Source organism: Paenibacillus anaericanus, from assembly GCF_003994475.1.
Taxonomy (GTDB): domain Bacteria; phylum Bacillota; class Bacilli; order Paenibacillales; family Paenibacillaceae; genus Fontibacillus; species Fontibacillus anaericanus.
Map to the genome: position 1 here is coordinate 26449 of NZ_RZNY01000029.1, position 24610 is coordinate 51058.

The following is a 24610-nucleotide window of genomic DNA, read 5'->3' on the forward strand; positions in this document are numbered from 1 at the left end:
GTGAACAACATGTTGCGAAAGAACAGCATTTTTATTAAGATTCTTATCCTGATGCTTGGAGGTACCCTTTTTATTTCTTTCCTATTAACGCTGGCGTCTTCAACAATATCAGAGCGTATTCTACTAAATCAGGTTATCCAGAACGCATCTGCCAATATGAATCTAGTTAAGGATGACTTGTTAAAATATAACGACCAGGTCGTCAATACGATGTTACAGATCAATAGCAGCAGAGAATTTAAAGATTATATTACCAAGCCTACAACTACATCTATAGAACATATTAATCTTGTCATCACTCTGGGCAGATACATCGATGTTTATAAAGATTATTTGAGTCCGGACAATTCTCATATCATCGTTTCTGCACTTCCAGGCAAAGGCGGAAGACATTATTCAAGCAATGCTCTGAAATGGGACAAGATCCCTCAAGATATCGTATCAAAATATATGACCGTTGACGGGACGATTCCAAATCGCATTCGATACTACAGCAGCCCCGATTTATTTGTTGAATCGGTTCCCTATGACAACTATATCTTTGCAACTAAACCGTTGGTGGACAGTGGGACGGGGTGGATGTATGGATACGCAGCAGTTGTTATGGATGAACTTAATATTTATCGAAAGTATAGTCCTTATATTTCAGAAGGTATTCATATTTCATTAATATCACCTGATGGTACTATATTGTCCAGCAGTGATAAAGACTCCATCAGCAAGAAAGACTTAACGCTCCTCTCCACCGCTACTAACGTTTCTCAGCAGCACGGAGGCATACTATCTGATACCGATGACAAACAAACCTATATTTCTTACTATTTACCGGAATTCAACGCATATTTGATAGAAGAAATTAATCAACTAACCGCTTTCGCTCCGTTATATACGATTTCATCTAAAATTATTAAGGTGGTTGGCATTGTACTCATCATCAGTATGTTATTTGTCTATTTCGTTAGCAAACGTATTACCAATCCACTAAACAAACTGGTAAAAACAATGAAAGCCTCCAAAGGGGATGATCTTAAATTTCATCCGTTACAAGAGGGTGGCAGCTATGAGACCAACGTATTGACCAAATCCTATAATCGTATGATTAAAGAAATCGACCAATATACAGAAAAACTCGTGTACGAGCAGCAAGAGCGCAGAAAAGCCGATCTCAATGCGCTTCAAATGCAGATTAATCCACACTTTCTGTATAATACACTCAGCTCTATTAAATATTTGGCCAAAATGCACCGTACGGATCAAGTAGACCAGACCATTAATAGCCTGATCTCTATGCTACAGAGCACGCTCGGTTCAACCGAAGATCTGATATCCATTGAAACCGAAATTGAAATCCTCAAGCATTATGTGTTTATTAACCAGATTCGTTATGGAGATCAGATTGAGGTCCACTATGAAATTATGGAGGACTGTCTACAACTCATGGTTCCTAAACTCATTATTCAACCATTTGTAGAAAATGCTTTCTTCCATGCTTTTCCGGGATCTGTTAATGGGAATATTCATATTTTTATTCGGAGCCAAGAGGAGAATATCCTAATTGAGGTTATGGACGACGGGGTTGGCATGTCTAGCAACATGGACGAAGTTAACGAACGAAAAAGACACCATTTATCTGGGATTGGCATTCAGAATGTCCATGGCCGAATTCAGTTATTATTCGGCTCCCAGTATGGTGTCCAAATCGAAAGCGAGGAGGGCTACGGTACTTCCATCAAGATTACGCTTCCAGTTATACAAAATCATGATGTTCAGGAATAAAAATAGCGCCACTCTCTTGAAATTCAGAAATTATCTTATCAATTGCTTCAGCAACCTAAGCGCTGACCGCACACGCGGACGTTTAAGATGCTCCTGCACATAACGATATTCTGTTAATTCAACGCCTGCATCACGCATCGCATAGGTAAAATCATCGTCAAAGGGTAGCCTAGATTCCCATATACGTTTCTCCCAATGGGGAATATTCGCCAGCATCCACGAATCTTCCATACCCGGATGAATATAGGTTTCACATACACCATCAGGGAGCTTATACAGTTTGTCGATGATCGACTGTTTGAAACTGTCATAGGTCTCCCCTTCTTGTAAGCCAAAGGGATGCGACAAAAGATAGTCTGGAATTTGTACACCAAATGTATCCGCGAGCGCCGACGCAAGTGCGACTGGACGTTCAATGTTACTCAGCGAGCCTAGAAGCGGATCTTCAGCATGGATATACCGGAAGAATCGCGATGGCAATCTCCAGCGTGATATTCTCCAAAACGTCTGTGGGAGCAAGCTGCGCCCGGTTTCCATTCCATATAGGCTTCCCATATGATTATCGACATGGCTGATCGTAATACCGGACTTCTTAACCAGCTCATATTGTGCATTGATCTCTTTCACCACGGCACCGGTCTGGGCACCCTGCTCAAATTCCTTCACCGTCTTATATTGATGACCACTCTCATCATGTAGAGATGGATGACCTGTTAAGCTACTCCATCTCAAGGCATCAAACTCACTTGTCATCGTCAGATGAAGCCCCACATTCTGCTTCCGTCTACGGGCACTCCAGGCCGCAGCTTCTTCAAACCCAGGAGCTACAGCCATGATGGTTGCTGAAGATACTTTACCTTCTTCCAACAGATGCATGATGGCTTCATTCATAGGAGCACTTTGCCCGAAATCATCACAATTGATGATTAATCTTTTGCTCAATATCGTGGTCTCCTCTCTTATTTTTCGAAAAATCGAACTTGACTGTATAAGAAATAATCACCGCTATTGCTAATAAACAAAGAGGTACGATACTCATTAAATAACGGAATGTTGATGTTGGATCAGGTCCCGGATTATCGCCACTTTCATAGCCAAAAATCATACCTACTACGAAAAATGCTAGTGCCGAGATGAGTCCGCTTGAACGTGTAATAAATCCACTGACAGCCGTATAAATACCTTCTCTTCGCAATCCTGTTTTCTCCGCATCCTCGTCAATAATTCGACCGCCTACGATCGCTGGAGTAACAAAGAATCCCGCCAATCCGAAACCAAATATTATGCCTGCTACGATACCGCTGACCAGATTACTACCAAACCAGAACGGAATCACAGCTAAGCCATACACAATAAGAGACAATCGCCATGCTTTGACCCCATCCATTTTACGAATGATCCAGTACCATACGAACACTAATGGAATAACCGAGATGAAGACAGCCGCCAACATGATGGATACTTGCGCTTCTGTGATATGAAGTACATATTTGGCGTAAAAAGGCATGATCGAGCTAACAAGTCCATTCACAGTTTGGGCAAATGAATTCGAGAAGTTAAATACCCAGAATTTTTTATTCTTAATCGTTTCCTTGAATGCAGCAACCAACTTGAGTGGTTTACCCTCTTCTGGCTCTCTCTTCTCTTTGACACTTATCATGCAGATGAACATAAATATACCGAAGACACTTGCAAATACGATGGCCATACTGGAAAAGTTGAGTGCCGTGTAAATAATAGGGGCTACTACAGTCGCAATAAGTAACGCTACAACCTGATAGCCCTGTTGAATAGCAGAGGCTTTGGCACGAATACGATCTCCACGGAAAAGTTCTGGGAATAAAGCTCCATAGTTCACCCACAGTACAGTAGCAACCGCCTCATATAGAATAAGCGTTACTAGAAACCAGGTGAATAGTCCATTTCCCGATAATCCGCCTGGAGGTGAGAATACAAGTATGAAAGTGATCATAAACAGCGGAATTGCCCCAAATACCCATGGCCTACGGCGTCCAAAGCGGGTATTCGTTCGATCCGACCAGTAGCCGAATAATGGATTATTCACCGCATCCCAGATTAGGAAGATCGTTCGAGCTAGTGTAGCAAGTCCAATCCCAAGACCTAACTTCTCCACATAGAAATAGCTATAAAATGAACTAAATGCCTGACTGGGAACCATCATTGCAAACATACCTAATGCAAATGTGTATGGCGAATTGATCCATTTAGCCTTCAAGCATATCCCCCCTAAATGGTAGAAAAATATTGCCTTGTTTCATACTATTCAACAAATTGACCATCTAATCATATCCCTTCATATTCATGTTCTAGAATTGGATAGCATCACGGCATTCTCCCATATTTACATATATTCTGTAGGATAAAGTTTCCAATAACTAATACTACCAAATTATACTTCTGCTCTCTCAATTCTGACAACAATAATATCAATAGAAGATAGCCAAAATTAAAATACCCCCTATTTACACATCAGAATGTTAATTCTTAAGTGCTTCTAAGGGGGTATAAATAAATAGAAATCAAATCGTTACTATACTACTCTTTGTCCTGTTACTACACTTTGTCCTGTCAATGAATAAGACACTTCCTGTGTAACATCTCGACCGCCGCGGAAATTGGTAATTAGAGCACCTATTGTATAAATGGGGCCCCATGGAATACCCCACCAACCAAATAACAAACTAAGTAACGTAAACCCTAAGCCCTTTCCAACGGAACTCATATGCGGCTTTATGTAATATATGCTCGAATTTCTTCGAAAGGTCATGAAAATAATAGAAATACAATACGAATAGACTACAAATCTCCCTCCTTGTTGCAATTGCATTTCCAGCGATTCTTTGGATATGCCATCCAATCCGATAATATCCATATTACTCCCCCTCTAGTCCACTTATTTACACAAATATCCAAACAGATTGTAACAGAATATCCACATACTTCAAAGGTAAATATTCTCTGTTTTCAATTAACCGGGTAAGCTTTTTAGAGGGTCTATCATTAATTTTTGGATAAAAGGAATAGGGAGTTAAACTATGTCTGATATAAGTAAACTAGCGGAGGGAACGAATGATTTCGGAAAAGCGGTAACGGTCGCCTTGGTCTCCGAATTTCACCCACTACTCGAGTTCAATCCAGAAATTTGGAGACCACAGCGATTGAAGATACGGTCCGTTCACGGAGTGTACATTAGAACACCTAACTTACACCTTAAACTTCCCTACCATTTCCTGAAGTTCACCCGCCATATTACTTAATGACTCTGATGATTTCGATATCTCTTCCATTGAACGATATTGATCCGTAACCGATTGCGAAACCGTGTCTAATTGAGTGGATCCCTCTTTCACGATGCCCACGACTTCTTGCATAGAAGCAGATACCTCTTCTGTTCCTGCGGACATTTGTTCCGAAGCTGCAGAAACCTCCTGGATCTGTTCATTTACATTTTGAATGGACTCTGTAATTTTATTAAATGCTTCCCCTACTCTTTCCACCCGTTGTACCCCTATACCCACTTCAGCAATGCCATTGTTCATGGAGCTTGAAGCTTTGCCGATGGCCTGCAAAATTTCGTTAATTATATTGGAGATCTCCCCCGTTGCACTTCCCGTTTGCTCTGCTAATTTCTTAACCTCTCCTGCAACAACCGCGAATCCCCGGCCATGTTCACCTGCTCTAGCCGCTTCAATAGAAGCATTCAATGACAATAAATTCGTCTGATTAGCAACTACAGATATAAGCTGAACCGTTTTGTTAATGGCATGGGATTTCTCTTCAAGTGAACGAATCGTTTCAGCTGTGTCTCCAACTGACTTCGCCACTTGATCCATTTGGATCACAGCCTCTTTAATATCCTGATTACCACGGACAACCTCTTCAACAGTCATATAAGCCGCTTCAGAAACGCCAGCTGCAGAACTAGCAATTTTCTGAATACCTACCGACATTTCCTCCATTGCGAGGTTAGTTTGGCTCAATGCTTCAACTTGTAGATCCGAGCCTTTTACAACAAAGTGAACCGACTTGGAAATCTGCTCAGCAGCTTGTGTTGATTCATGTGCAATCGCTGTAAGTTCTTCGGAGGAAGCAGCCACATGTTCTGTCGTTTCCGAAATCTTACGTACCATGATCGCAAATGATGCCAGCATGTCATTAATACCCCGTTTAATCTGTTCGATCTCATCCTGCCCTTTGATTCGTAATTGCTGAGTTAAGTCCCCCGCTGCTACTTTATGCATCACATTCGAAATTTTCAGCAACGGACGTAAGGTAAGCATGGACATGAGTACAGAAAGGATGGCTACGAACAAAAGAGAAATGCTAATAAAGATAATTGCATTCTGTCTCATCTTGTCTACAACTTGATACACTTCATCTTGCGGGGCTGTGACAAGGAGTTTCCACCCCGTAGTTTCTATCGTATGGAACGCCGCTTCTTTCCACTCGCCCTTTTCAGGATATGTTATATCCCCGCTATCATTCTGAAAAACACTACTTTGGAAGATCTCAATCTTTTCAGGAGTAGCCAAAGTCTTGTCCGTATAGTTCTTTCCAATCTTATTACTATCTGGATGAGCTAGATATGTCCCATCTTGGGACAACAAGAAACCATAACTATTCTCGCCTAGTTTAATTCCCTTAATCAGATCCATCAATGTGCTTGCATCAAGCTCTGGTTGGATCGCTCCTACAAACTCACCCTTTTCATTGATAATTGGCACATCAAAGAAAATAGTAAATTTATTCGTACCATCAATTTGAGTAATGTTAGAAATAACTGATTCTTTACTTTCTCTTACAGCCATTATATTGGGGAATTTTGAACCATCGATTTCTTCCCCATTAGAGCTCGTTACATATCCGTCTTTATCAACAAATGAAATCACGTCTATATTTGGATTACTTTGAGCCATGATCTTCAAAAAAGGCATAATATAACTAGCGTCTCCCTTATTCATTTCGGGATTCTCTTTAAGTATCTTTTCCACGGAGGCAATTTGTTCTTTCAACCAGTCGTTAATAGAATCCGCCTCATTAATAGCCGTACGCTCTCGTTCACCGTCTGTCTGCTTCTCTAAAGTAGAACTAAACTGTGATAATAAGATGAAGGTCACAACCATGAGCGGAATAATTGCTAACACAAGAAATATTCCGGTTAGCTTTACTTTCAATGAATCTAACTTTCTTAGCCACACTTTCAATTTTACTCCCACAATTGGCCCTCTCCTTGTCATGTCATGTTGATATTTACAAACCATGATTCTGCTTATAAATATGTACCACGACTAATATCGGTAAAATTTGAAGGGTTTGTTATACTAAGATTCGTAACCCCACAAATTACTACAACGTCTTCTAGAAAATATCCATGAAATAGTATGGCGAAGTAAATTATCGCAATTGGATACCAGAGTTGAGAGATCAAACACTTACGCTCGACCATTGCCATTTTATTAATTTCCATATACTTATTAAAATCGTCAACCTAAAAACCTTAATTTATAAGGTTTTTTTATGTTTTTATTTTTGTGAAGAAATTAATTTGAGGTTTGCTGAAATCGCCGAATTGAAGAAAAGGTATACGTTTCTTATAATCACGATGATCGAGTTCGTTACTGTCTATATCGAATGAATACTTCGGAGGTTGAGAGGAGAGTGAGTGATCGGTAATCCACTTATCAAAAACTTGTAAGCGCTTTATATTGTGGATTTAGTTCATTTTTTTTAGAAAAGCTTATATCTTGGTGGGGGCTTAGAGGGTGTCAGTTCGAAAATATGAATTAGTTAAGGAAGGAGATGTAAGTAATGAAATATATGCGTCTTGTTATACCAGTTATCGTGTTGTGCCTCATGATTACCGCTCCATTGAATGCAATTGCATCAGGGCAAACTAGGGCAATTACTTCTACAATTAGCATGGAGTCGGATACGAAACGAGTAACAACGGGTGATAAAGTAACGGTCAAGATTGTCGTTCGTGAGGTCTCTGATCTATATGGAATTCAATTCCTTATAAAGTATGACCCTTCTAAACTGTCTTTGGAGGATGTAAAGCCGCTTGGAGACTATAAAGATTTTAGCGGTCAAAAAGTCGATCATATTAATGGTACGATTTTGCTACCCGTACTTCGCGAGGGAGCATCCAGTACATCATCAGAAGCCCTTCTAAACATTGCAGAGCTTCGATTTACTGCCAAGGCGGCCGGTAATGCGAGCCTTGAAATACAACAACTCAAAGCGATTTCGAGCGATACCTATCAGAATACTGCAGGTTATAAAGATCTCCGGGAGTTTGCCATTACTACCAGTGGGGTCTTGAATATCGTAATTCAGAACTCAAGCACAATCGATCCCAACCCAAGTCCTGGTACGAGTCCAAACCCGAGTCCTGGCACTGTGACTACGCCGGGGTCTGAAGCAAAACAGAAGCTACAAAGTGTGGCAAAAGCGCTCAACGAGCAGAAGCCTCAACAAGCACTTGATGAATTAACTACGCTGCTCTCGAAAGGTGTCAGTGCCCTTTCTGTTGCGGAACGCGAGGAATTGAAGAGCTTAAGTCAACAACTACTGCAACAGTTGCAGGAAAGCGTTCAAACAACAATAGATTCTGCAGTCAACGCTAATAAGCTTGATGATGAGTCATTAATAATGGCTATACAAGCGATTAGTAAACTGACTGGACTTGCTACAACACATAATTTGCAACTACCAGCCGATAAGGAAGTCCACTTGCAACTGGCAAAAGGTAAGGCCGGTGCCCAATCTCTGTTGGTAACACTGAGTCAGGCTCAATTACTGGAGCAGTACAATGTTTCTCTCGTTCTTAACTATGATGCAACTAATTTACAGAAACATAAGTTGGGTGTATACCTGTGGAACGAATCTACTACTTCTTGGGACTACATTCGGAGTGCCAAGCAATACAAAGATGGGTTCAAACTCTCCACTAACAAACCTGGTATCTATGCAGTGATGGAGTTTCCAACAAATTTCGCGGATATAGATATGATTTACAAAGAAGCTCAGCATGCAATTGAGGCTCTATCTGCTAAGTATCTAATGTTGGGAACAGGAGATAACAAGTTTTCTCCTAATAAAGAGATTACACGAGCTGAATTTGTCGCTTTGGTAACTCGCATTCTAAATCTAGATCCATTATCTCAATATACAGATTCTTTTAAAGATGTTGATTTGAAGGCTTGGTACGCGGCTGAAGTGAATGCTGCTAAGAAAGCAGGGATCATTCAAGGGGATGGATCCAACTTTAATCCTAATGAGAAACTAACGCGTGAAGCCATGGCTGTCATGCTAGTAAATGCGGGTCTATTAAATACGAAAGCACAGGCAACAGACAAATTTGCGGATGATGCCTCCATTAGCGATTGGGCCAAAGACGCTATTTATCAAGCTAGAGAAAATGGTCTTATTAAAGGAGTTGGAAGCAACATCCTCTCGCCTAAATCCAGTGCTACTCGTGCGGATGTGGCAGTGATCCTGCTGCGCCTGATCGAACAACAATAAGGAGTGAGTCTATTGAAAATATTACGAAAAAAGATATTTGTAATTGTTGCCTTAGCGCTCATGGTATCTTCTGTCTTCACAGGCTTCCGGATCTCAGAGGTTAGTGCAGCAGATGAAGCGACTCAAACAATCAAGATTCCGTTGGTTAACCCTGGTTTTGAGGATGCAATTGGAGCGGATGGCAAGATATCTGGCTGGAATGTTAATTATACAGCTTCAGCAAATGTGTCTCATGCCGTCAGCACTGAACAAGTTAAATCAGGCAACTCTAGCCTGCATTTACATGACAATTCGAACTCAGAAACGATTATGATTACTAGCGAGAAATACGAAATTGTGGCTGGAAAAGTATACACACTGAGTACTCAGATTGCGCCAAACAAACCATCGAACTATTCAAGTGGATCAATAGGTGGATCTATTTACATCAATTACTACAACGAGAATGGTGAAGAGGTTAAGGCAGCATCCAAAAATAGAGCAGACTATCCTACAGCAGATAAGTTCGGCATATTTGCACCGCTCAGTTTAATGCTGGAAGCACCTGAAGGCGCAAAATATATAACGGTATCCGCTGCAGTAACTGTAGCATGGGTAGGCGACACCTATTTCGATGACTTCCAACTCACTTATGAGGCCCCTACAACCACACCAAACCCAACACCTCAGGACGGTATGATCCATATGGTTAATGTTGGTTTCGAGGATGAAGTTAGCTCCGATGGGGAAATTCCAGGATGGACGGTCAGCTATACAGCGACGGCAAGTACGTACCATGAATTAGATGATTCATTTGCATACGAAGGAACACATAGCTTGAAGATTACCGATCTAGTGACCTCAGCTAATGTTCTTTTAACGAGCAATGATTATGCGATCGAAGAGGGTGTAGAATATACCGCTTCTTCTATGATGTATTTAGAGGACCCAACGGTTGCGGCTTCGTTATTGCTTCGATTCGTTGATATTAATGGGAATGAAATACCGGGTGTAGAAGGTCTATTCCACTTTAGATCGCCGAAGAATGAGTGGTTTGAAGGAGAGGTTAAGGCTGTAGCGCCAGCTGGAGCTAAATATGCGCGTGTGTATGCTTCTGTGAGTAACTTCTTCCAAGCAGTTGCTTATTACGATAATTTCAAAATAACATACGAGGTTCCTGAAGTTCCTGAGGTCCCTGAAGTTCCCGGGGATACAGAGGTCAGTGATGGATCACCCATAACCGTTGAAGTCCCGATTCCAAACGCTGGTTTTGAGGATCCAGTGGGTAGTGACGGGTTAATTCCAGGATGGAGGCAATGGTGGGTTCCAACTGAAAATGCTAAGTATGAACTTACCACAGAGAAGAAATATGCCGGGAATTACAGTGTTAAAATTATCGACTCTGTAGAGAACGCTGGTGTAATACTTGAAAGTGACAAATTGGCAGTTAAAGCAGGCGTAGAATATAACGCATCAGTCATGCTGTATATGGAGGATCCAACAACTGCAGCTTCTTTATTGCTTCGTTTCTATGATGTGAATGACAAGCAAATCGGAGCAGAAGGTCTATTTCATTTTAGATCGCCAAAAAATGAGTGGTTCCAAGGGGACGTAAAAGCCATTGCTCCTGATAACGTCAGTTACGCGAGAGTCTTTGCATCCGTAAGCAATTTCTTTAAAGCCGTTGCCTATTACGATGATTTTAAGCTTACCTATCAACAGGAAGCCATGACACCTTCTCTTGTAGCCCCTGATAATGTTGGTAAAAACCAATCCTTCACAGCACAATTAGGCGCTAATCATGCAGTCAATCTCAATGCCGCTAAATTGAGTTTGGCGTATGACACAAGTGCTCTAGAGATTCTAGATGTTACGATACATCCGGATTTTACTAGCAGTCAAGCCGGGTCCATAACCTGGACGAATGAAAATGGCCTGCTTACGATTCAGGCTGCACAACCAGGAAATAATGTGGTGAGCGGAAATGTCGGAATTGCAAATGTAGAGTTTAAAGTATTGAATAAACCAGGAAATACCGTTCTTTCACTCAAAAGCAGCTCAATTCTAACATCCATAAATGGTGGCAACTCAAGCAGTGTTACTTTTACAAGTGATGTAAAAGCAAGAATGACGATTATGCTGAGTCTAGAAGATGTAAATCATGACGGGGTTGTTAGTCTGCTAGATCTTCTATTAGTAGCTAAAAACGTAGATAAGGCACTGGATAGCACAACTAAAAATTATGACGTCAATGGTGATGGAAAGCTTGATGCTGTCGATGTCACGCTGTTGGCTCAGTCACTAGCAGATAACTAGAATCCATAATAAACAATCACATTGATACAACATTATTTAAGGAGGGCTACGATGCATAAAGTACTAAAAAAGTGGATGATGTTATCAATTGCATGTTTATTGATTACATCTGCCACCTTGTCCGTCGCTCCGACTGCGAAAGCAGCAAGTGAAGATACTATTTTAAAAGGGCGAATATTTGGAGATCCAGAATCTGTTGCTACACCGATTACCAGAGCAGGAATCTCGGGTGCAATTGTTGGCAAAGAAGATGGAAGAGATGTATTCTATACGACTGTAAATGCTGAAATCGCTTCTTTTCAAGTTGTGGATATTAAAACGAATACGCTCCTTTATAACTTTCCACTAGAAGGAATTCAGCAAGCATGGAGTCATGTGATTACACCGGATGGTTCGGTTTATATTGGTGGAATTCGTACATCAGGGCAATCAAAAGGGATTTTATTGAAATACTCACCTGAAACTAAGACGGTCGTCTCTATCGGTGAACCTATTGCCGGGGAGAAATCGATTTGGTCTTTGACGGTAGATGATCAGGGGAATGTGTATGGCGGAACGTTCCAAAGCGGCAAAGTGTTCAAGTATGATCCAGTTACCAATAAGTTCACGGATTATGGAACAATGGTTGCTGGACAGGAATATGTTCGCTCTATCGCTTATCATGACGGCTATATCTATGCTGGAGTTGGAACAACAGGTAATGTTATTAAGCTAGGGGTGACTACAGCTACTCAGGGGTATAAGCAAAGTATAGCTGCTGATCTTCCTGCACTGCTTGGTGTAACCGCAGCTGAGGTACCTTTTGCATACGATATGGCTGTTGTGGGCGATCTTCTTTTCGTTAAGTTCCAGGGTGGCGACATCATGACACTGCTCTTCTACGATTTGGATGCACAGCAATGGCTGCCAAATAAAGTTGGAAAGGACAGCGTGAACGGTACAGGTGTAGGTGTATTCTCCTTTGCTCAATTAGTTACTCGTGATAACAAAGTGTATATTCCAGCTAATGGATTTCTAACCGAACTGGATCTTACGACTTTTGAAGTAACACCTCTTGTTAAATATGGAACCTCATTAAGAGGAGCTGGCTGGATAGAGTTTGATCATCTTGATGGGTTTGAAGGCGAATCCTTGGTTTCTATGAAGGCAAATGGTGATATTGCAATCTTTAATACAGCTACAAAAGCCTTATATACAATGCCATCCGCACTTATTGGGGCACCTAACCCAATTCATAATATTGAGGTTGGACCGGATGGAAATCTGTACATGTCAGCATACCCAGCAGGCATGGGTGCGGTATTTAACCCTCGTACATTACAAACAACAAATTTGATTATGGAGCAAGCAGAGGGTATGGTGGCCTATGGAAATGATATGTATTTAGGCATCTATCCTGGCGGCCATGTATATAAAATCGATACAACACAGAGCACTCCTACCGCTAAAAGCGTATTTACGATTGGCGAAGATCAGGATCGCCCCTACATCATGAAGGTGATGGAAGATAAAATTATAATGGGAACGATACCTGGTTATGGTCAGCTTGGCGGAGCTCTTACGATTTTTGATCCGGATACGGTCAAATACGAAGTATTCCGTAACGTAGTTAAAAACCAAAGTATTGTGGGTCTTGCCTACAAAGATGGTTACATTTACGGATCAACGACGGTTCATGGCGGTCTCGGTACTACCGCTACAGAGAGATCGGCAAAAATATTCGTGTGGGATGTTGCAAACAAACGCAAGGTAACTGAATTCACCTTAGACATTCCTGGACTCAGTAATCCACCTATGATTAGCGGTTTGTCGGTTGGTCCAGACGGCAACATCTGGGGAGGCGTAAATGGTATTCTCTTCAAGATGGATCCAACCAATTATGATATCATCGATTACAAAAATATTTATACTGACATTAACAATTATGGTTTGTGGCGTCCGTATCATACGCATTGGGGTAAAGATGGACTGCTGTACATGGACTTGGCTGACCGTATTACAGTGATCGATCCTAAAACGATGGAACATGTGCGGCTTGTAAAGGACAGCATTGAAGTGAAGTTTATGACGATTGCCGAGGATGCAAACGGTAACGAAAATATATACTTCGCGGATGCCTCCGATATGGGCAGCCTCAGAATGATTCCTGTTGCAGATGTTGAATACGAGCAAGCGGGTAAGCTGAAGCTAAGCGCTCCAGAACGTGCTGAATATAACGAGACAATCTCGATAGCGCTAGAGACTGACCAAGCCTCAGAGTTGTACGGTTTCAAAGCAAACGTCCGCTATGAGTCTGACAAATGGGATGTTGTGAGTGTGACTAGCTCAACAGCATGGAGCAAAGAAGGTATTCTAACCTGGTCAGCTAAAAATGGTGTCATTTCAATTGTTGGGACACAAATCAAAAATAGCAGTCTTAATGGAAATACCTTAGTTGCGAATATTGAGTTAGTAGCTAAACCTCTAAGTGCTGCATCTGTATTTACATTGCTGAAAGATTCGGAAATGATTCGAGCAGATGGAGATACGACAGGACGTACTCACTTACTTGGAACGGATAGAACAGCATCTGTCATTATTGGAAGCCCAAATCCATTAGATATTAATGGTGATGGTAAGGTTGATTCACTTGATTTGATGCAGATTGCTTCACAGATTGGTACAGCACTTCAGGACGGCAATCGCCATATGGATCTAAACGGTGATATGAAAATTGATATCGCAGATCTGGCACTTGTTGGACTAGAAGCACTAGAATAAAGAGAGTCGCTACTATTTCAACTCGTTCTTTGTGAAAAACAAAAAACTCTCTCAACCTAAGGTTGAGAGAGTTTTACTATTGTAAAACTAATATTTAATCGTAATATAACTGCTTAAACTACCCATTTTCAATTGAATTTAACAACTCCATTATCTTTTGCCTATTATTCTCATATTCCACCATGTTGTTATATTGCACTTTCCATACATAGGTATCAATAAAATGAAACAGCAATCGATACGTATCTATTTTTAATGCCTGAGTAGTATCATTCACTTTATCATGATGGCCATAACCTTTTAAGAAGGGTTCATTCGTAATCCATGGACTTGCAAACTCAAAATCCACATCGCCAAATAACGCTCTATCTGCATCAATGATAGCTGCAAGCTCATATTTATTCGTGATCGTATCTAGTCGAACAAGTATATTCCCTGCCCATAAATCAGCATGAATAAGTTGAGGAATAGTTATATTCTCGTACAGCTTTGAATGGTCTTCATATATCTTAATGATTCTGCTAACCACATTTCTATCAAAAACCTCGAATTCCAGGCACTTTTCTCCTGTCTCCATTGCCTGTACTCGTAAGAAATCATCCCAGCGATCGTACCCACTACCCTGCTGAATATCCGATAACCTACCGAATTTTGCACCTGTAATAGAATGGATCTGCGCAGTCCATCTACCCGCTTGTTCATACAATTCATCCTTAACGTCTTGTGGAATACTGTCATCTGATAATGGAACGCTCTGTATATATTCAGTTATCATATAATCTCTATTCACAATACTTTTAGTAGAATCACACACAAGAACTCTAGGACAAGGTATTTGATTCTCGGAAAACAATTTATACACTTCTACTTCGGCATTCATTAAATTTTGTTCAAAAGGTAACAGGTACTGCCTGTTCACGGGTCCCACCCTAAGAATGAATTCACGTAACGGCGAATCCAAAATCAGCTTGTAGGTTGTATTAAAGAGCCCGCCTTTTAGGAGGGAGAATTCGATATTAGTGAATGAGCCAAAATGCTTATGGGCGATCTCATAAATCTTCTGCGCAGATAACTCTTCATATAACTTGGAGTTTACATTCATTCCGTATCTCTCCTACAAGGTTAGTGATAGAGCAAGTGAAGTTATAAAGATGTATTTATATTTTTTGTAGAAAAATCCACCAATTTGTATTAAATCCATCAATATATATTTCTTTACACCCTTTTAGCTCTTGAAGCCATCCTCTTGTCATAGGAACCATTGTTTCGAACAACTCTGGCGGATAACCCCAATCCAGGTCTAACTGAAACATATAATGGTTCATGGCTATAATTCCATCTTTTCTCAAAGTTCTCAGAAGCGTGCTTATTAATCCTAAGAAGGGTCCTTTCGCATGCTCTTCCAGTGTGCTTTGTGTTATTTCCTGTTGAAGAATTTTAATCATTTTCGGTAGGGTCTCCATCCAGTCTGAATAGATTGTGTCTACTCCCACTCTTTCACATAATATAGCTTGTATAACATCATTAATGGCGTGCTGAAAAGCTATTATTCCCACAACTTCAGGCCCTAAATGATTTTCAACAGAAGCTGCATCATCTTCAATAATTTCTACCTCTAGAGGGAGATCTTTCGTTTTATTAAGTAAGCTTTTATTTAATGCTTTGTTCATATTAGCTGTGAAATAGTGGGCATCCGGATGTGTACGTGCCATAACTTGTGGAATCATATCAGCATCCCCAGTAGCAACCTCCAATAGCTTTAGGTTGTCATCAAGATATAGTTTTTTTAAAAGCTCAGCCCATCTTGCTCGGAAATAAACATCATTAATTATTGTGAAATTGGCTATAGGTTTTTCCAACAACTCTTTTAACTGTGTCTCTATTTCATTTTCAGTGAGTAAGCGAAATGCTTCAATTTCTGTCTCATTTAAATAAAGTTGAGCGCTTTCTGGCATTAAAGGCAACCATCGTTCAAAACTATCTAAAGGTATCATTAGTTAACCTTCCTTTCGATCGAATGTAGGGGTTACCAAATTTACAATCCTGAACTTTTGATATTTGATATATCATATTAGGATCAAAGCCTATATTAAGATATGCCATCTTGTTTGTCTAGCGCTTTTATTTTCTATTTTAATGAGTTTCGAAGCGATTACTCCTAAATTCAGCTTGAAAGGTCGTATATTTGGAAGTAAATAGTCCCTTAGCAATAGATAGCGAACTAAAGAATGTAGGTCATTTCATGCATCACATATGTCTTATCTATTGCTGAACCACCTATTCTATCGTATATTCTACATAATAACTTATTTTCATCAAAGAGGAAACATACAACTTGACTCACCCATTCCAAATATGGTATATCAAATTAAGCAAGGGGAATCACAATGGAACAAATTCCGTTATATCAACATATCGTAAACGCTCTTAAGGCGCAGATTGAATCTGGTGAACTAAAGATTGGAGATCAGCTCCCAACCGAAGCTCAAATATCGAAGACCTACAACGTGAGCCGGATTACTTCAAAGCGAGCTTTAACTGAGCTTGAGAATGAAAATTTGATCTATCGGGTTCAAGGAAAGGGAAGCTTCGTGAATGCTATGGAGTCCTCCCCTCGCCCCGTCACTAAGACCAGTAAAGAAATTTTACTCATTCTTCCATTCAGCCACAATCCAGGTCTTGGGGATTATGAGAAGGGCATCAACGAATATCTCATGGCGACAGACTACACATTAAACATTCAGTCCAGTACGATTGTCAGCCAATACAAACTGCTAGAGGCCGCACTTCAAAGTGCCAACTCGGGTCTGATCTTCTACCCGGTAAACAGCATTTCCGATCTGGGCATTTTGTATCAATATCATTTATCTAAATATCCGATAGTCACGATGGATAAATATATTGAAGGAATTCCGCTCCTATCCGTTGTCTCCGATAACTTTGAAGGAGGGTACCTGGCTTGCCATCACCTGATCGAGAATAATCACAAGAAAATTGCCTTTCTCTCCTCTTTGAAGGTTGAGAATTCCTCATCGATTAGGGAGCGTTATTTCGGCTATCTGAAGGCATTGTATGATAACAACTTAATCGATCACAGCGTGAGTGATTTGACCGAGCGTTATCTAATTCATGACAACGATAACGGCAGAGAATATTATATCAGTTTCATACAAGCCGTTATGGAGCAAGGGATTACGGGAATTGTAGCTGAGAATGACCTGATCGCCATTGAGATCATGCAAATTGCTAAAGAACTAGGACTTTCGATACCAGATGACTTCTCGATTGTAGGCTTTGATAACATTCACCTTTCCAGTTTTGTTGAGCCCAAGTTGACCACGATATCTCAAGATTTTGAACAAATGGGATACCAAGCTGCACAAAACCTGGTGGCGATCATGGAGAATCCTCAGAAGCAACCGCGAGAGAATGTTGGGGTTCCGGTAGAGCTCATCGAACGTCAAACCGTGAAGAGACTATGACGCCTATTACTAAATACAACTAAAGGAGATTCTACATGCTGCATTATATCGACACACGACAAGGTACCAACAACAAACATTCCTATTCCAACGGGAATACACTCCCTTATACCTCGGTCCCTTTCGGCATGAATCATTTTGTCGTACAAACAAACAATGAGGGCAGTTGGTTTTTTAATCCACATGATCGTGTCTTTCAGGGAATTCGTTTGACGCACCAGCCAAGTCCATGGATGGGAGACTTTGCTCATTTTCTCATGACACCTATTGCTGATGACAAAATAAGAGGTTCTGTTTTCTCTTGCCAAAGCTCTTATCGTCCGGAAGAAGCTACATTCAAGCCTCACTACGTCAAAGTGAAACAGCAGCGCTATAACATCACAACCGAGCTGGTTCCGACCTGTTATGGAGCATCCATGCAAATCCAATACAACTCCAAGCAGCAAGCTGGATTTGTGCTAAATGTTAAGGACAAGAGCGAGTTTCATATAGATGCAGCAAATCGCAAAATCACTGGCTATGCCAGCAACTTCGCAGGCTGTCATGATGATCAATTCCGGATGTATGTATCCATGAGTTTCAGTCATGATATCGATCTGGATGCATCAGGTTACTATAATAACGAAGGCGAATTAAGCAATGAGATGACTGTAAGCGGCATGGATCAGCATGTTGTTATTCGATTTAAGGACTGCGAGAAGGGTACTCTGAATGTTAAGCTGTCGACTTCATTTATCAGTATAGAACAGGCCGAGTTAAATCTTCAGCGTGAGCTACAATCGTCTTTAGCTGAATTGAAAGAACAAGCAGCCCTAGCCTGGAATCATTATTTGAATAAAATCCAGGTTACGCATTCGAACGAGGAATATTTACGGACCTTCTACACTTGCTTATATCGGATGTTCCTCTTCCCACAGAAGTTCTACGAACTGGATGCCAATATGGAGCCGATTCATTACGACACTACAGCTAGATCCGTCAAGAAAGGTGTTCTCTATACCAATAATGGATTCTGGGATACATACAAATCCGTTTATCCGCTCTATTCTATCATCGCGCCACAAGAATACGAGGAAATGCTCGAAGGTTTCCTGAACTCTGCCCGCGAAACTGGATTCTTGCCCAAATGGTTATCCCCGGATGAACGCGGCCTGATGCCAGGTACGCTTATTGATGCGGTTATTGCCGATGCTTCTGCCAAAGGAATTGGAAGTCACCTAATGCCCGAATTGCTTGATGCGATGTTGAATGCAGCAACGACACAAAGCGAGAAGGATTGTTACGGTCGGCAAGGAACGCTGGATTATATCAAATATGGTTACGTTCCAAATCACTATCATGAAAGTGTTAATCATACACTCGACTACGCCTATAGCGATTACTGTATCAGCCGCGTAGCAGAGGTTTTAGGCAAAGTTGATGTGGCTGAGCATTATAGACAAAGTGCATTGAATTACAAAAATATCTTTGATCCCGAGACAGGCTTCATGCGCGCGAAAGACCAAAACGGCCAATTCCGTGACCATTTCAACGATATTAGCTGGGGACTTGACTATGCAGAGGGTAGCGCCTGGCAGAGTAGCTTTGCAGTATTTCAAGACTTCCAAGGTTTGATCGAGGCGTATGGTTCTGAGGAACGTTTTTTTGATAAAATAACTGAATTGTGCAATAAAGCGCCGGACTTTGATGTGTTAGGATACGGGTTTGAAATTCATGAAATGAGCGAAATGGCAGCCGTGGATTTTGGCCAGGTAGCTATTTCTAATCAGCCGAGCTTCCACATTCCATATCTGTTCAATTACGTCGGCAAACCAGCTTCCTCTCAGGTCGTGATTAAGCAGATTTTAACCCATCTGTTCAACAGCGGCTTTGACGGATTCCCTGGCGATGAAGACAATGGCAGCATGTCGGGTTGGTATGTATTCAGCTCCATGGGCTTCTATCCGGTATGCCCGGGAAGTAATGAGTATGTGCTCGGCATTCCGCTATTTGATAGTGTCACGATTGAACTCCCGGATGGCAAGCATATGCAGATCCATACCGACAATAATAACCCGCAGTCCAATTTCGTTACCAACGTCAAATTAGAAGGTGAGGAATACACCAAATTGTATATTACTTACGATGATATTATGGAAGGAAAGTCACTAGATTTCCGCCTCGGATTAGCTCCAAGCTACCGTTCTTATGAACCGCAGGAGCTTCCATTCTCACTATCGAAACGTAACGACTAATCATAAGCACAATTAAAGGCAGGCCTAAACACAACCTAAAAAGTACCCCGAAGAGTCAACCCTAATAATGGTCACTCCTACGGGGTACTTTTCTATACTCAAAGAATCTATGGTAATTACCCGTCAGGAAATTTCAAAAAACTTACATTTAAAGCGAAGCTAGTAATATCCCCAGACTTTCTTGATAAATTTGTTCAAACTGCGATAAGGGAAGTGGATTAGTTCCTTGCCCTACTTCAATCGTAAAACCTGGCCTTCTCCAATCTTGGATGAACCAATCCTTGAATCCAGCCCAGCTTTCTACATACTCAATAGGCTCATAACCGCTCACTCTTGCAAACTCATTAACAATCACTTCAGATTCAGGTGGCTGTAGCCCTTCAAAGCCCCAATAAATGACCCTTCCCTGTGTATGAAAGGCTAACACACGGCTGAAGTTACTGTTCCACGTCAAATTCGCCATCGCTTGCGACTCTGGCTCTGTAAGCGGCGCCGTTCCCGGATAATCACGAGGGGCTGGTGCTTGCGGTCCTATTTCCGCTTGTCGTTCCCATAACGCTGGGAACTGGTTATTTAAATCAACGCCACGAATATTGGCCTTCCATCCACTGAAATCGCTGCTCTCTCCATTTATAGCAAGCACATCACTTCGATAAGGCTCTTCACTTGGCAGTCCATTCACCACTAAATCGACCCCATCAGGATCTACCATCGGAACCAATGATAACATCGTTGACTCATATAGCGGGTTCATCACGAGCCCACGTATGCTACCATTATTCGTTAATGCTAGTAAGTATTCATTAAGGAAACGAATGAGTACCGGTGTTGTAATCCACTCATTTGCATGAAAAGAGGCATTTGCGTGGACCTGCTTAGAACCGATGCCGATACGAATTTCAGGAAGCTCTTTACCCATGACCGAGGTACCTATGGATTGTATCCGGATGAACGGGTAAACCTCGGCGAGGGTGTTAAGGTCCTCCAGCATATCACCATAATCATAAGGTCTTGACGTATGCACCATGTAGTTAGTGACGCGAACTGGAATTTGAATGATTTGACCAACCCGGAGACTATTCGCTTGAATCGATGGATTCAGCAGCAGTAAAGTGTCCTGTGGTACACCGGCTGTCCTAGCAATCTGCCAAATCGTATCCCCAGGAACGATCTGATATTCTCGTGTCACATAACCCGGTATGTTCACCGTTTGTCCTATCATTAATGCTTGAGGATTAATGCCCGGATTTGAATCAAGCAGAAGCTGTATTGGAACCCCAAACAACTGACTATATCCCCAGAACGAATCACCGCCGCGTACCCTTATTTCCATACGGTTACATCCTCCTTAAAGTTTTACGTAGTAAAACTCACTTTGTAAGCATAAGCTTCGTTTTGTGAAACAAAACTTACATCGTAAGCATAGGCTTAGTTTTGCCTTGCATAACTTACATAAAAAGCATAGGCCGGTGCCCTCATTCTGACTCATTGTATGTTGAGGTTTGGTTGATGGTTCGCAATAAAGAGAGCAACGTTTTCCCATAATGTATGGAATATGAATAACGTCCGCTCAAACAATCAACTAAGACAAAAAGAGGGTGCCCCAGCAGCCATATGGCTTTTGGGACACCCTCTTCGTATTTCCGTATTCTATTTCATGCGAATCGACACAGACCCATTAATTCCATGGCTATACATATCAGGTTTAATTCCGATTAATACAGAGATGGTTACCTGATCATCAAGTTCAACTCCCTGAAGTGGAACCTCTAAGTCTACTGACCAAGGAATGAATTTCTTCAAATGTAGTTTACCATCAATATAAATCTCGATATCACCACTAATAGAATGGAACCAAATATATGGATTACTTGATTTTTCTTGCGCTGACATAGGTATACGGTTGCGATAGATCACATAACCATTCACCCCACGTAGCATTTGAAGTGCACCAAAGCTTACATCGACCTTTTCCCATGAATTCATGTCAGTCGGATGGATCGTCACATTTGGATCTGGACGTTCAGCTGTAGGCTCTTGCGTGACAAGCCAGTTATTAATATAACGTTCACTTATAGATGGCACAAAAGGCATTTCTTCAGCTGCGTTGACAGGGATTACATACGACACAGACTGCAATCCTTCGCCTTGAACTGTTAATTCGATATCCTCTTGTCCCACTTTACTCTGGACAATCAGCTGACAGCATCCGTTAAATAGGCTGCGTTCCATAGCATTATCAGGCTCATGACAATTCGGATTTCCATTGCCTACACCCAGAATTTGTCCACTCCCGTTCATGGAGAAGGATACTTTACTTTGATTCGTAGGAACAAATCTACCTTCTGCATCCACCGCATAGATGTTAACCGCCATTGCATCTCTTCCATCACCTAGCAAAAATGGTTTCTGAGTCTCAATACGCAAAGTATGGGCTTCATCCGTTGTCGTAATCTCCGACACTTTTACTAACTGACCATCCTTATATCCTTCCATCTTTAACGTACCTGGTTCATATACAACATCCCATTCATGTTGCTCATAAATATCAATGGTTTGTCGATCAACAAATACATCATTCAAATATAATGCGACTTCATCGCAATTCGTGTGCGTCATGACCTTAACGGTTTGACCTTCTTTGCCACGCCAATTCCAATGTGCCACAATATGCAATACAGGCTCATCTAGCCAGAAAGCTTGATACAGGTAATACGGATCTTTAGCAAATCCACATGTATCTAATATCCCAAAATGAGTGCTCACACTCGGCCATTCATATGGCGTAGGTTCCCCTCGATAATCAAAACCAGTCCATACAAAAGTCCCCATTACAAAATCACGAGTGTTAATCGCTTTCCAAGATTCTCTAACCGTATTCCCCCAACTTGCTTTCTCACGATCATAACTCTCAAATACTTGTTGTTCAGTATCACTAATATAATTACTGCGAGTTGCAAAGGAGCTCACCGTCTCAGAACCAATAATCGGCTGATTAGGATGTTTCTCTTTGAACTTGTCATAACCACCGTTCATATAGTTAAATCCTGCAATATCCGTAACATCAACCGTTCCTTCATCTTCCATAACCCCACCATTCATGGCACCCAAAATAGGTCTGGTGGAATCTAATTTTCTAACCGCGCGCATCATACGTTTTACCATCTTCCGTCCAATTGGTGTTCCTTGAAGTGGTTCTTCGTTAAATAGACTGTAGAAGACAACGGATGGATGATTGCGGTCACGCGTAACCATATTTTCAAGTTGAAGTAATCCTTCACGTGAACTATCAAAGTTTCTATTCTCGTCCATCACTAACATACCAAGCCTGTCACAAGCATCCAATAATTCTGGGGTTGGATTATGATGTGCACATCGATACGCATTACTTCCCATTTCTTTCAATCGCCCAATACGATATTCTTGAATTCCATCTGGAAGTGCAACGCCTACTCCTGCGTGGTCCTGATGGTTACATGTACCTTTGATTTTAAGAGGTCGTTCATTTAAGTAGAAACCTGTATCCGGACAAATGCGAATGGTACGATATCCATAATTCGTAACTACACTATCCACTTCTTGCCCATTGATCGTAACAATGGAATGTAGCTTGTATAAAGTAGGGTCATCCACATCCCATAATACAGGATGCTCGATTGGAAGGTCCTGCTTAACCACTACGGATTTCCCCGCTTCACTGGATCCTTCCGTACGTTGTTCTGCTACTATTTCTCCATTCGCATCTTCAATACGAGAAATAAGCTGATATGCTGCTATCTCTTCGGATTCATTCTTAATCGTTGTTTCTACATTCGTTAACCACTTGGCATTACTTTGTTTTATAGGATTAACCCATACTCCACGATCAGCAATATGAACAGGTGCTTTCTTTGTTAACCATACATGTCGATAAATGCCTGCACCTTCATACCACCAACCCTCTGATACTGTTGCATCTACTTTCACTACTAGTAAATTCGGTCGATCACCAAAATAAGCACGATCTGTAACATCAATAACAAAGCTCGTATATCCACAGAAATTTCTTTCCAGTATACTGCCATTAAAATAGACCGTGGCATGTGTGGCAATGCCATCAAATTCTAATAACAACTGCTTTCCATTATCGGCAGGATCTAATTTGAATTTTTTACGATACCAGCCCATCCCACGAGTGTTATACCCGAAGTCAGCAACCCCATTTTCACGATCAAATGGCTGCTTATAGGACCAATCATGCGGTAATTGCACCGTTTCCCACTCGTTATCATTCCATTCGATGCTCGCAGCCCCTCTACTTCCGCCTGCTTTAGCATTCCCATACACCGCATCATGGCTATTATCATTCAACAGTACCGCATCACCTAAATGAAATTGCCAATCTTTATCCATACTTAGTCTTTCTCTCATGTCCTCAAACCCTTCTTAGTATGATATCCCTATTCTAAGAAAGTTCAGTTATGAGCAGTTAGTACAAAAGCGGAGGAAAAATAGTATAAAATGAACATTTCACAACTT

At 41.2% G+C, this 24610-nt stretch carries 14 protein-coding genes; 6 read left to right on the plus strand and 8 right to left on the minus strand.

Going from position 1 to position 24610, the window contains the following annotated elements; genetic code table 11:
* Window positions 1-9: 9 nt before the first annotated feature.
* Window positions 10-1776, plus strand: coding sequence for a sensor histidine kinase (locus EJP82_RS23255; protein ID WP_127194461.1), 1767 nt, complete (start codon window positions 10-12; stop codon window positions 1774-1776).
* A 30-nt stretch (window positions 1777-1806) separates the two neighbouring features.
* Here the strand turns inward: EJP82_RS23255 and EJP82_RS23260 are convergent, their stop codons facing one another.
* The 4 genes from EJP82_RS23260 to EJP82_RS23275 all read right to left on the minus strand — a co-directional run bounded on the left by EJP82_RS23260 (window position 1807) and on the right by EJP82_RS23275 (window position 7013).
* Window positions 1807-2718: a polysaccharide deacetylase family protein gene (locus EJP82_RS23260; RefSeq protein ID WP_127194462.1), complete on the minus strand. Its 912-nt coding sequence runs from the start codon at window positions 2716-2718 to the stop codon at window positions 1807-1809.
* Complete coding sequence (locus EJP82_RS23265; protein ID WP_127194463.1) at window positions 2690-4012, minus strand: MFS transporter; 1323 nt, start codon at window positions 4010-4012, stop codon at window positions 2690-2692. Before EJP82_RS23265 ends, EJP82_RS23260 begins: the two co-directional genes overlap by 29 nt.
* 315 nt (window positions 4013-4327) lie before the next feature.
* Window positions 4328-4669, minus strand: coding sequence for a hypothetical protein (locus EJP82_RS23270; RefSeq protein ID WP_127194464.1), 342 nt, complete (start codon window positions 4667-4669; stop codon window positions 4328-4330).
* A gap of 331 nt (window positions 4670-5000) precedes the next feature.
* Window positions 5001-7013: a methyl-accepting chemotaxis protein gene (locus tag EJP82_RS23275; protein WP_170220281.1), complete on the minus strand. Its 2013-nt coding sequence runs from the start codon at window positions 7011-7013 to the stop codon at window positions 5001-5003.
* Window positions 7014-7605: 592 nt separating this feature from the next.
* Between EJP82_RS23275 and EJP82_RS23280 the strand changes: the two genes are divergently transcribed.
* Genes EJP82_RS23280 through EJP82_RS23290 form a run of 3 tightly spaced genes read left to right on the plus strand, consistent with a single transcriptional unit; the run spans window position 7606 to window position 14376 of the window.
* Window positions 7606-9321: an S-layer homology domain-containing protein gene (locus tag EJP82_RS23280; protein WP_127194466.1), complete on the plus strand. Its 1716-nt coding sequence runs from the start codon at window positions 7606-7608 to the stop codon at window positions 9319-9321.
* 12 nt (window positions 9322-9333) lie between these two features.
* Entirely contained in the window at window positions 9334-11616 is a 2283-nt protein-coding gene (locus tag EJP82_RS23285) for a dockerin type I domain-containing protein (protein ID WP_127194467.1), read from the plus strand.
* A 51-nt stretch (window positions 11617-11667) separates the two neighbouring features.
* Complete coding sequence (locus EJP82_RS23290; protein WP_127194468.1) at window positions 11668-14376, plus strand: dockerin type I domain-containing protein; 2709 nt, start codon at window positions 11668-11670, stop codon at window positions 14374-14376.
* Window positions 14377-14494: 118 nt separating this feature from the next.
* On the opposite strand, the gene EJP82_RS23295 is transcribed toward EJP82_RS23290, so the two are convergent.
* Together EJP82_RS23295 and EJP82_RS23300 are read right to left on the minus strand one after the other, a co-directional pair.
* Window positions 14495-15478, minus strand: coding sequence for a phosphotransferase family protein (locus EJP82_RS23295; RefSeq protein WP_127194469.1), 984 nt, complete (start codon window positions 15476-15478; stop codon window positions 14495-14497).
* Between the two features lie 55 nt (window positions 15479-15533).
* A complete protein-coding gene (locus tag EJP82_RS23300) occupies window positions 15534-16370 on the minus strand; it encodes a hypothetical protein (RefSeq protein ID WP_127194470.1) in 837 nt (278 codons plus the stop codon).
* Window positions 16371-16763: 393 nt separating this feature from the next.
* Between EJP82_RS23300 and EJP82_RS23305 the strand changes: the two genes are divergently transcribed.
* Both EJP82_RS23305 and EJP82_RS23310 read left to right on the plus strand, forming a co-directional pair.
* Complete coding sequence (locus EJP82_RS23305; protein WP_127194471.1) at window positions 16764-17858, plus strand: GntR family transcriptional regulator; 1095 nt, start codon at window positions 16764-16766, stop codon at window positions 17856-17858.
* 35 nt (window positions 17859-17893) lie between these two features.
* Window positions 17894-20092: a GH92 family glycosyl hydrolase gene (locus tag EJP82_RS23310; RefSeq protein ID WP_127194472.1), complete on the plus strand. Its 2199-nt coding sequence runs from the start codon at window positions 17894-17896 to the stop codon at window positions 20090-20092.
* 148 nt (window positions 20093-20240) lie between these two features.
* On the opposite strand, the gene EJP82_RS23315 is transcribed toward EJP82_RS23310, so the two are convergent.
* Window positions 20241-21425 (minus strand): M14 family metallopeptidase, encoded by a 1185-nt coding sequence (locus EJP82_RS23315; RefSeq protein WP_127194473.1) that lies wholly within the window; start codon window positions 21423-21425, stop codon window positions 20241-20243.
* 317 nt (window positions 21426-21742) lie between these two features.
* Complete coding sequence (galA, locus tag EJP82_RS23320; protein ID WP_127194474.1) at window positions 21743-24502, minus strand: beta-galactosidase GalA; 2760 nt, start codon at window positions 24500-24502, stop codon at window positions 21743-21745.
* Window positions 24503-24610: the final 108 nt, after the last annotated feature.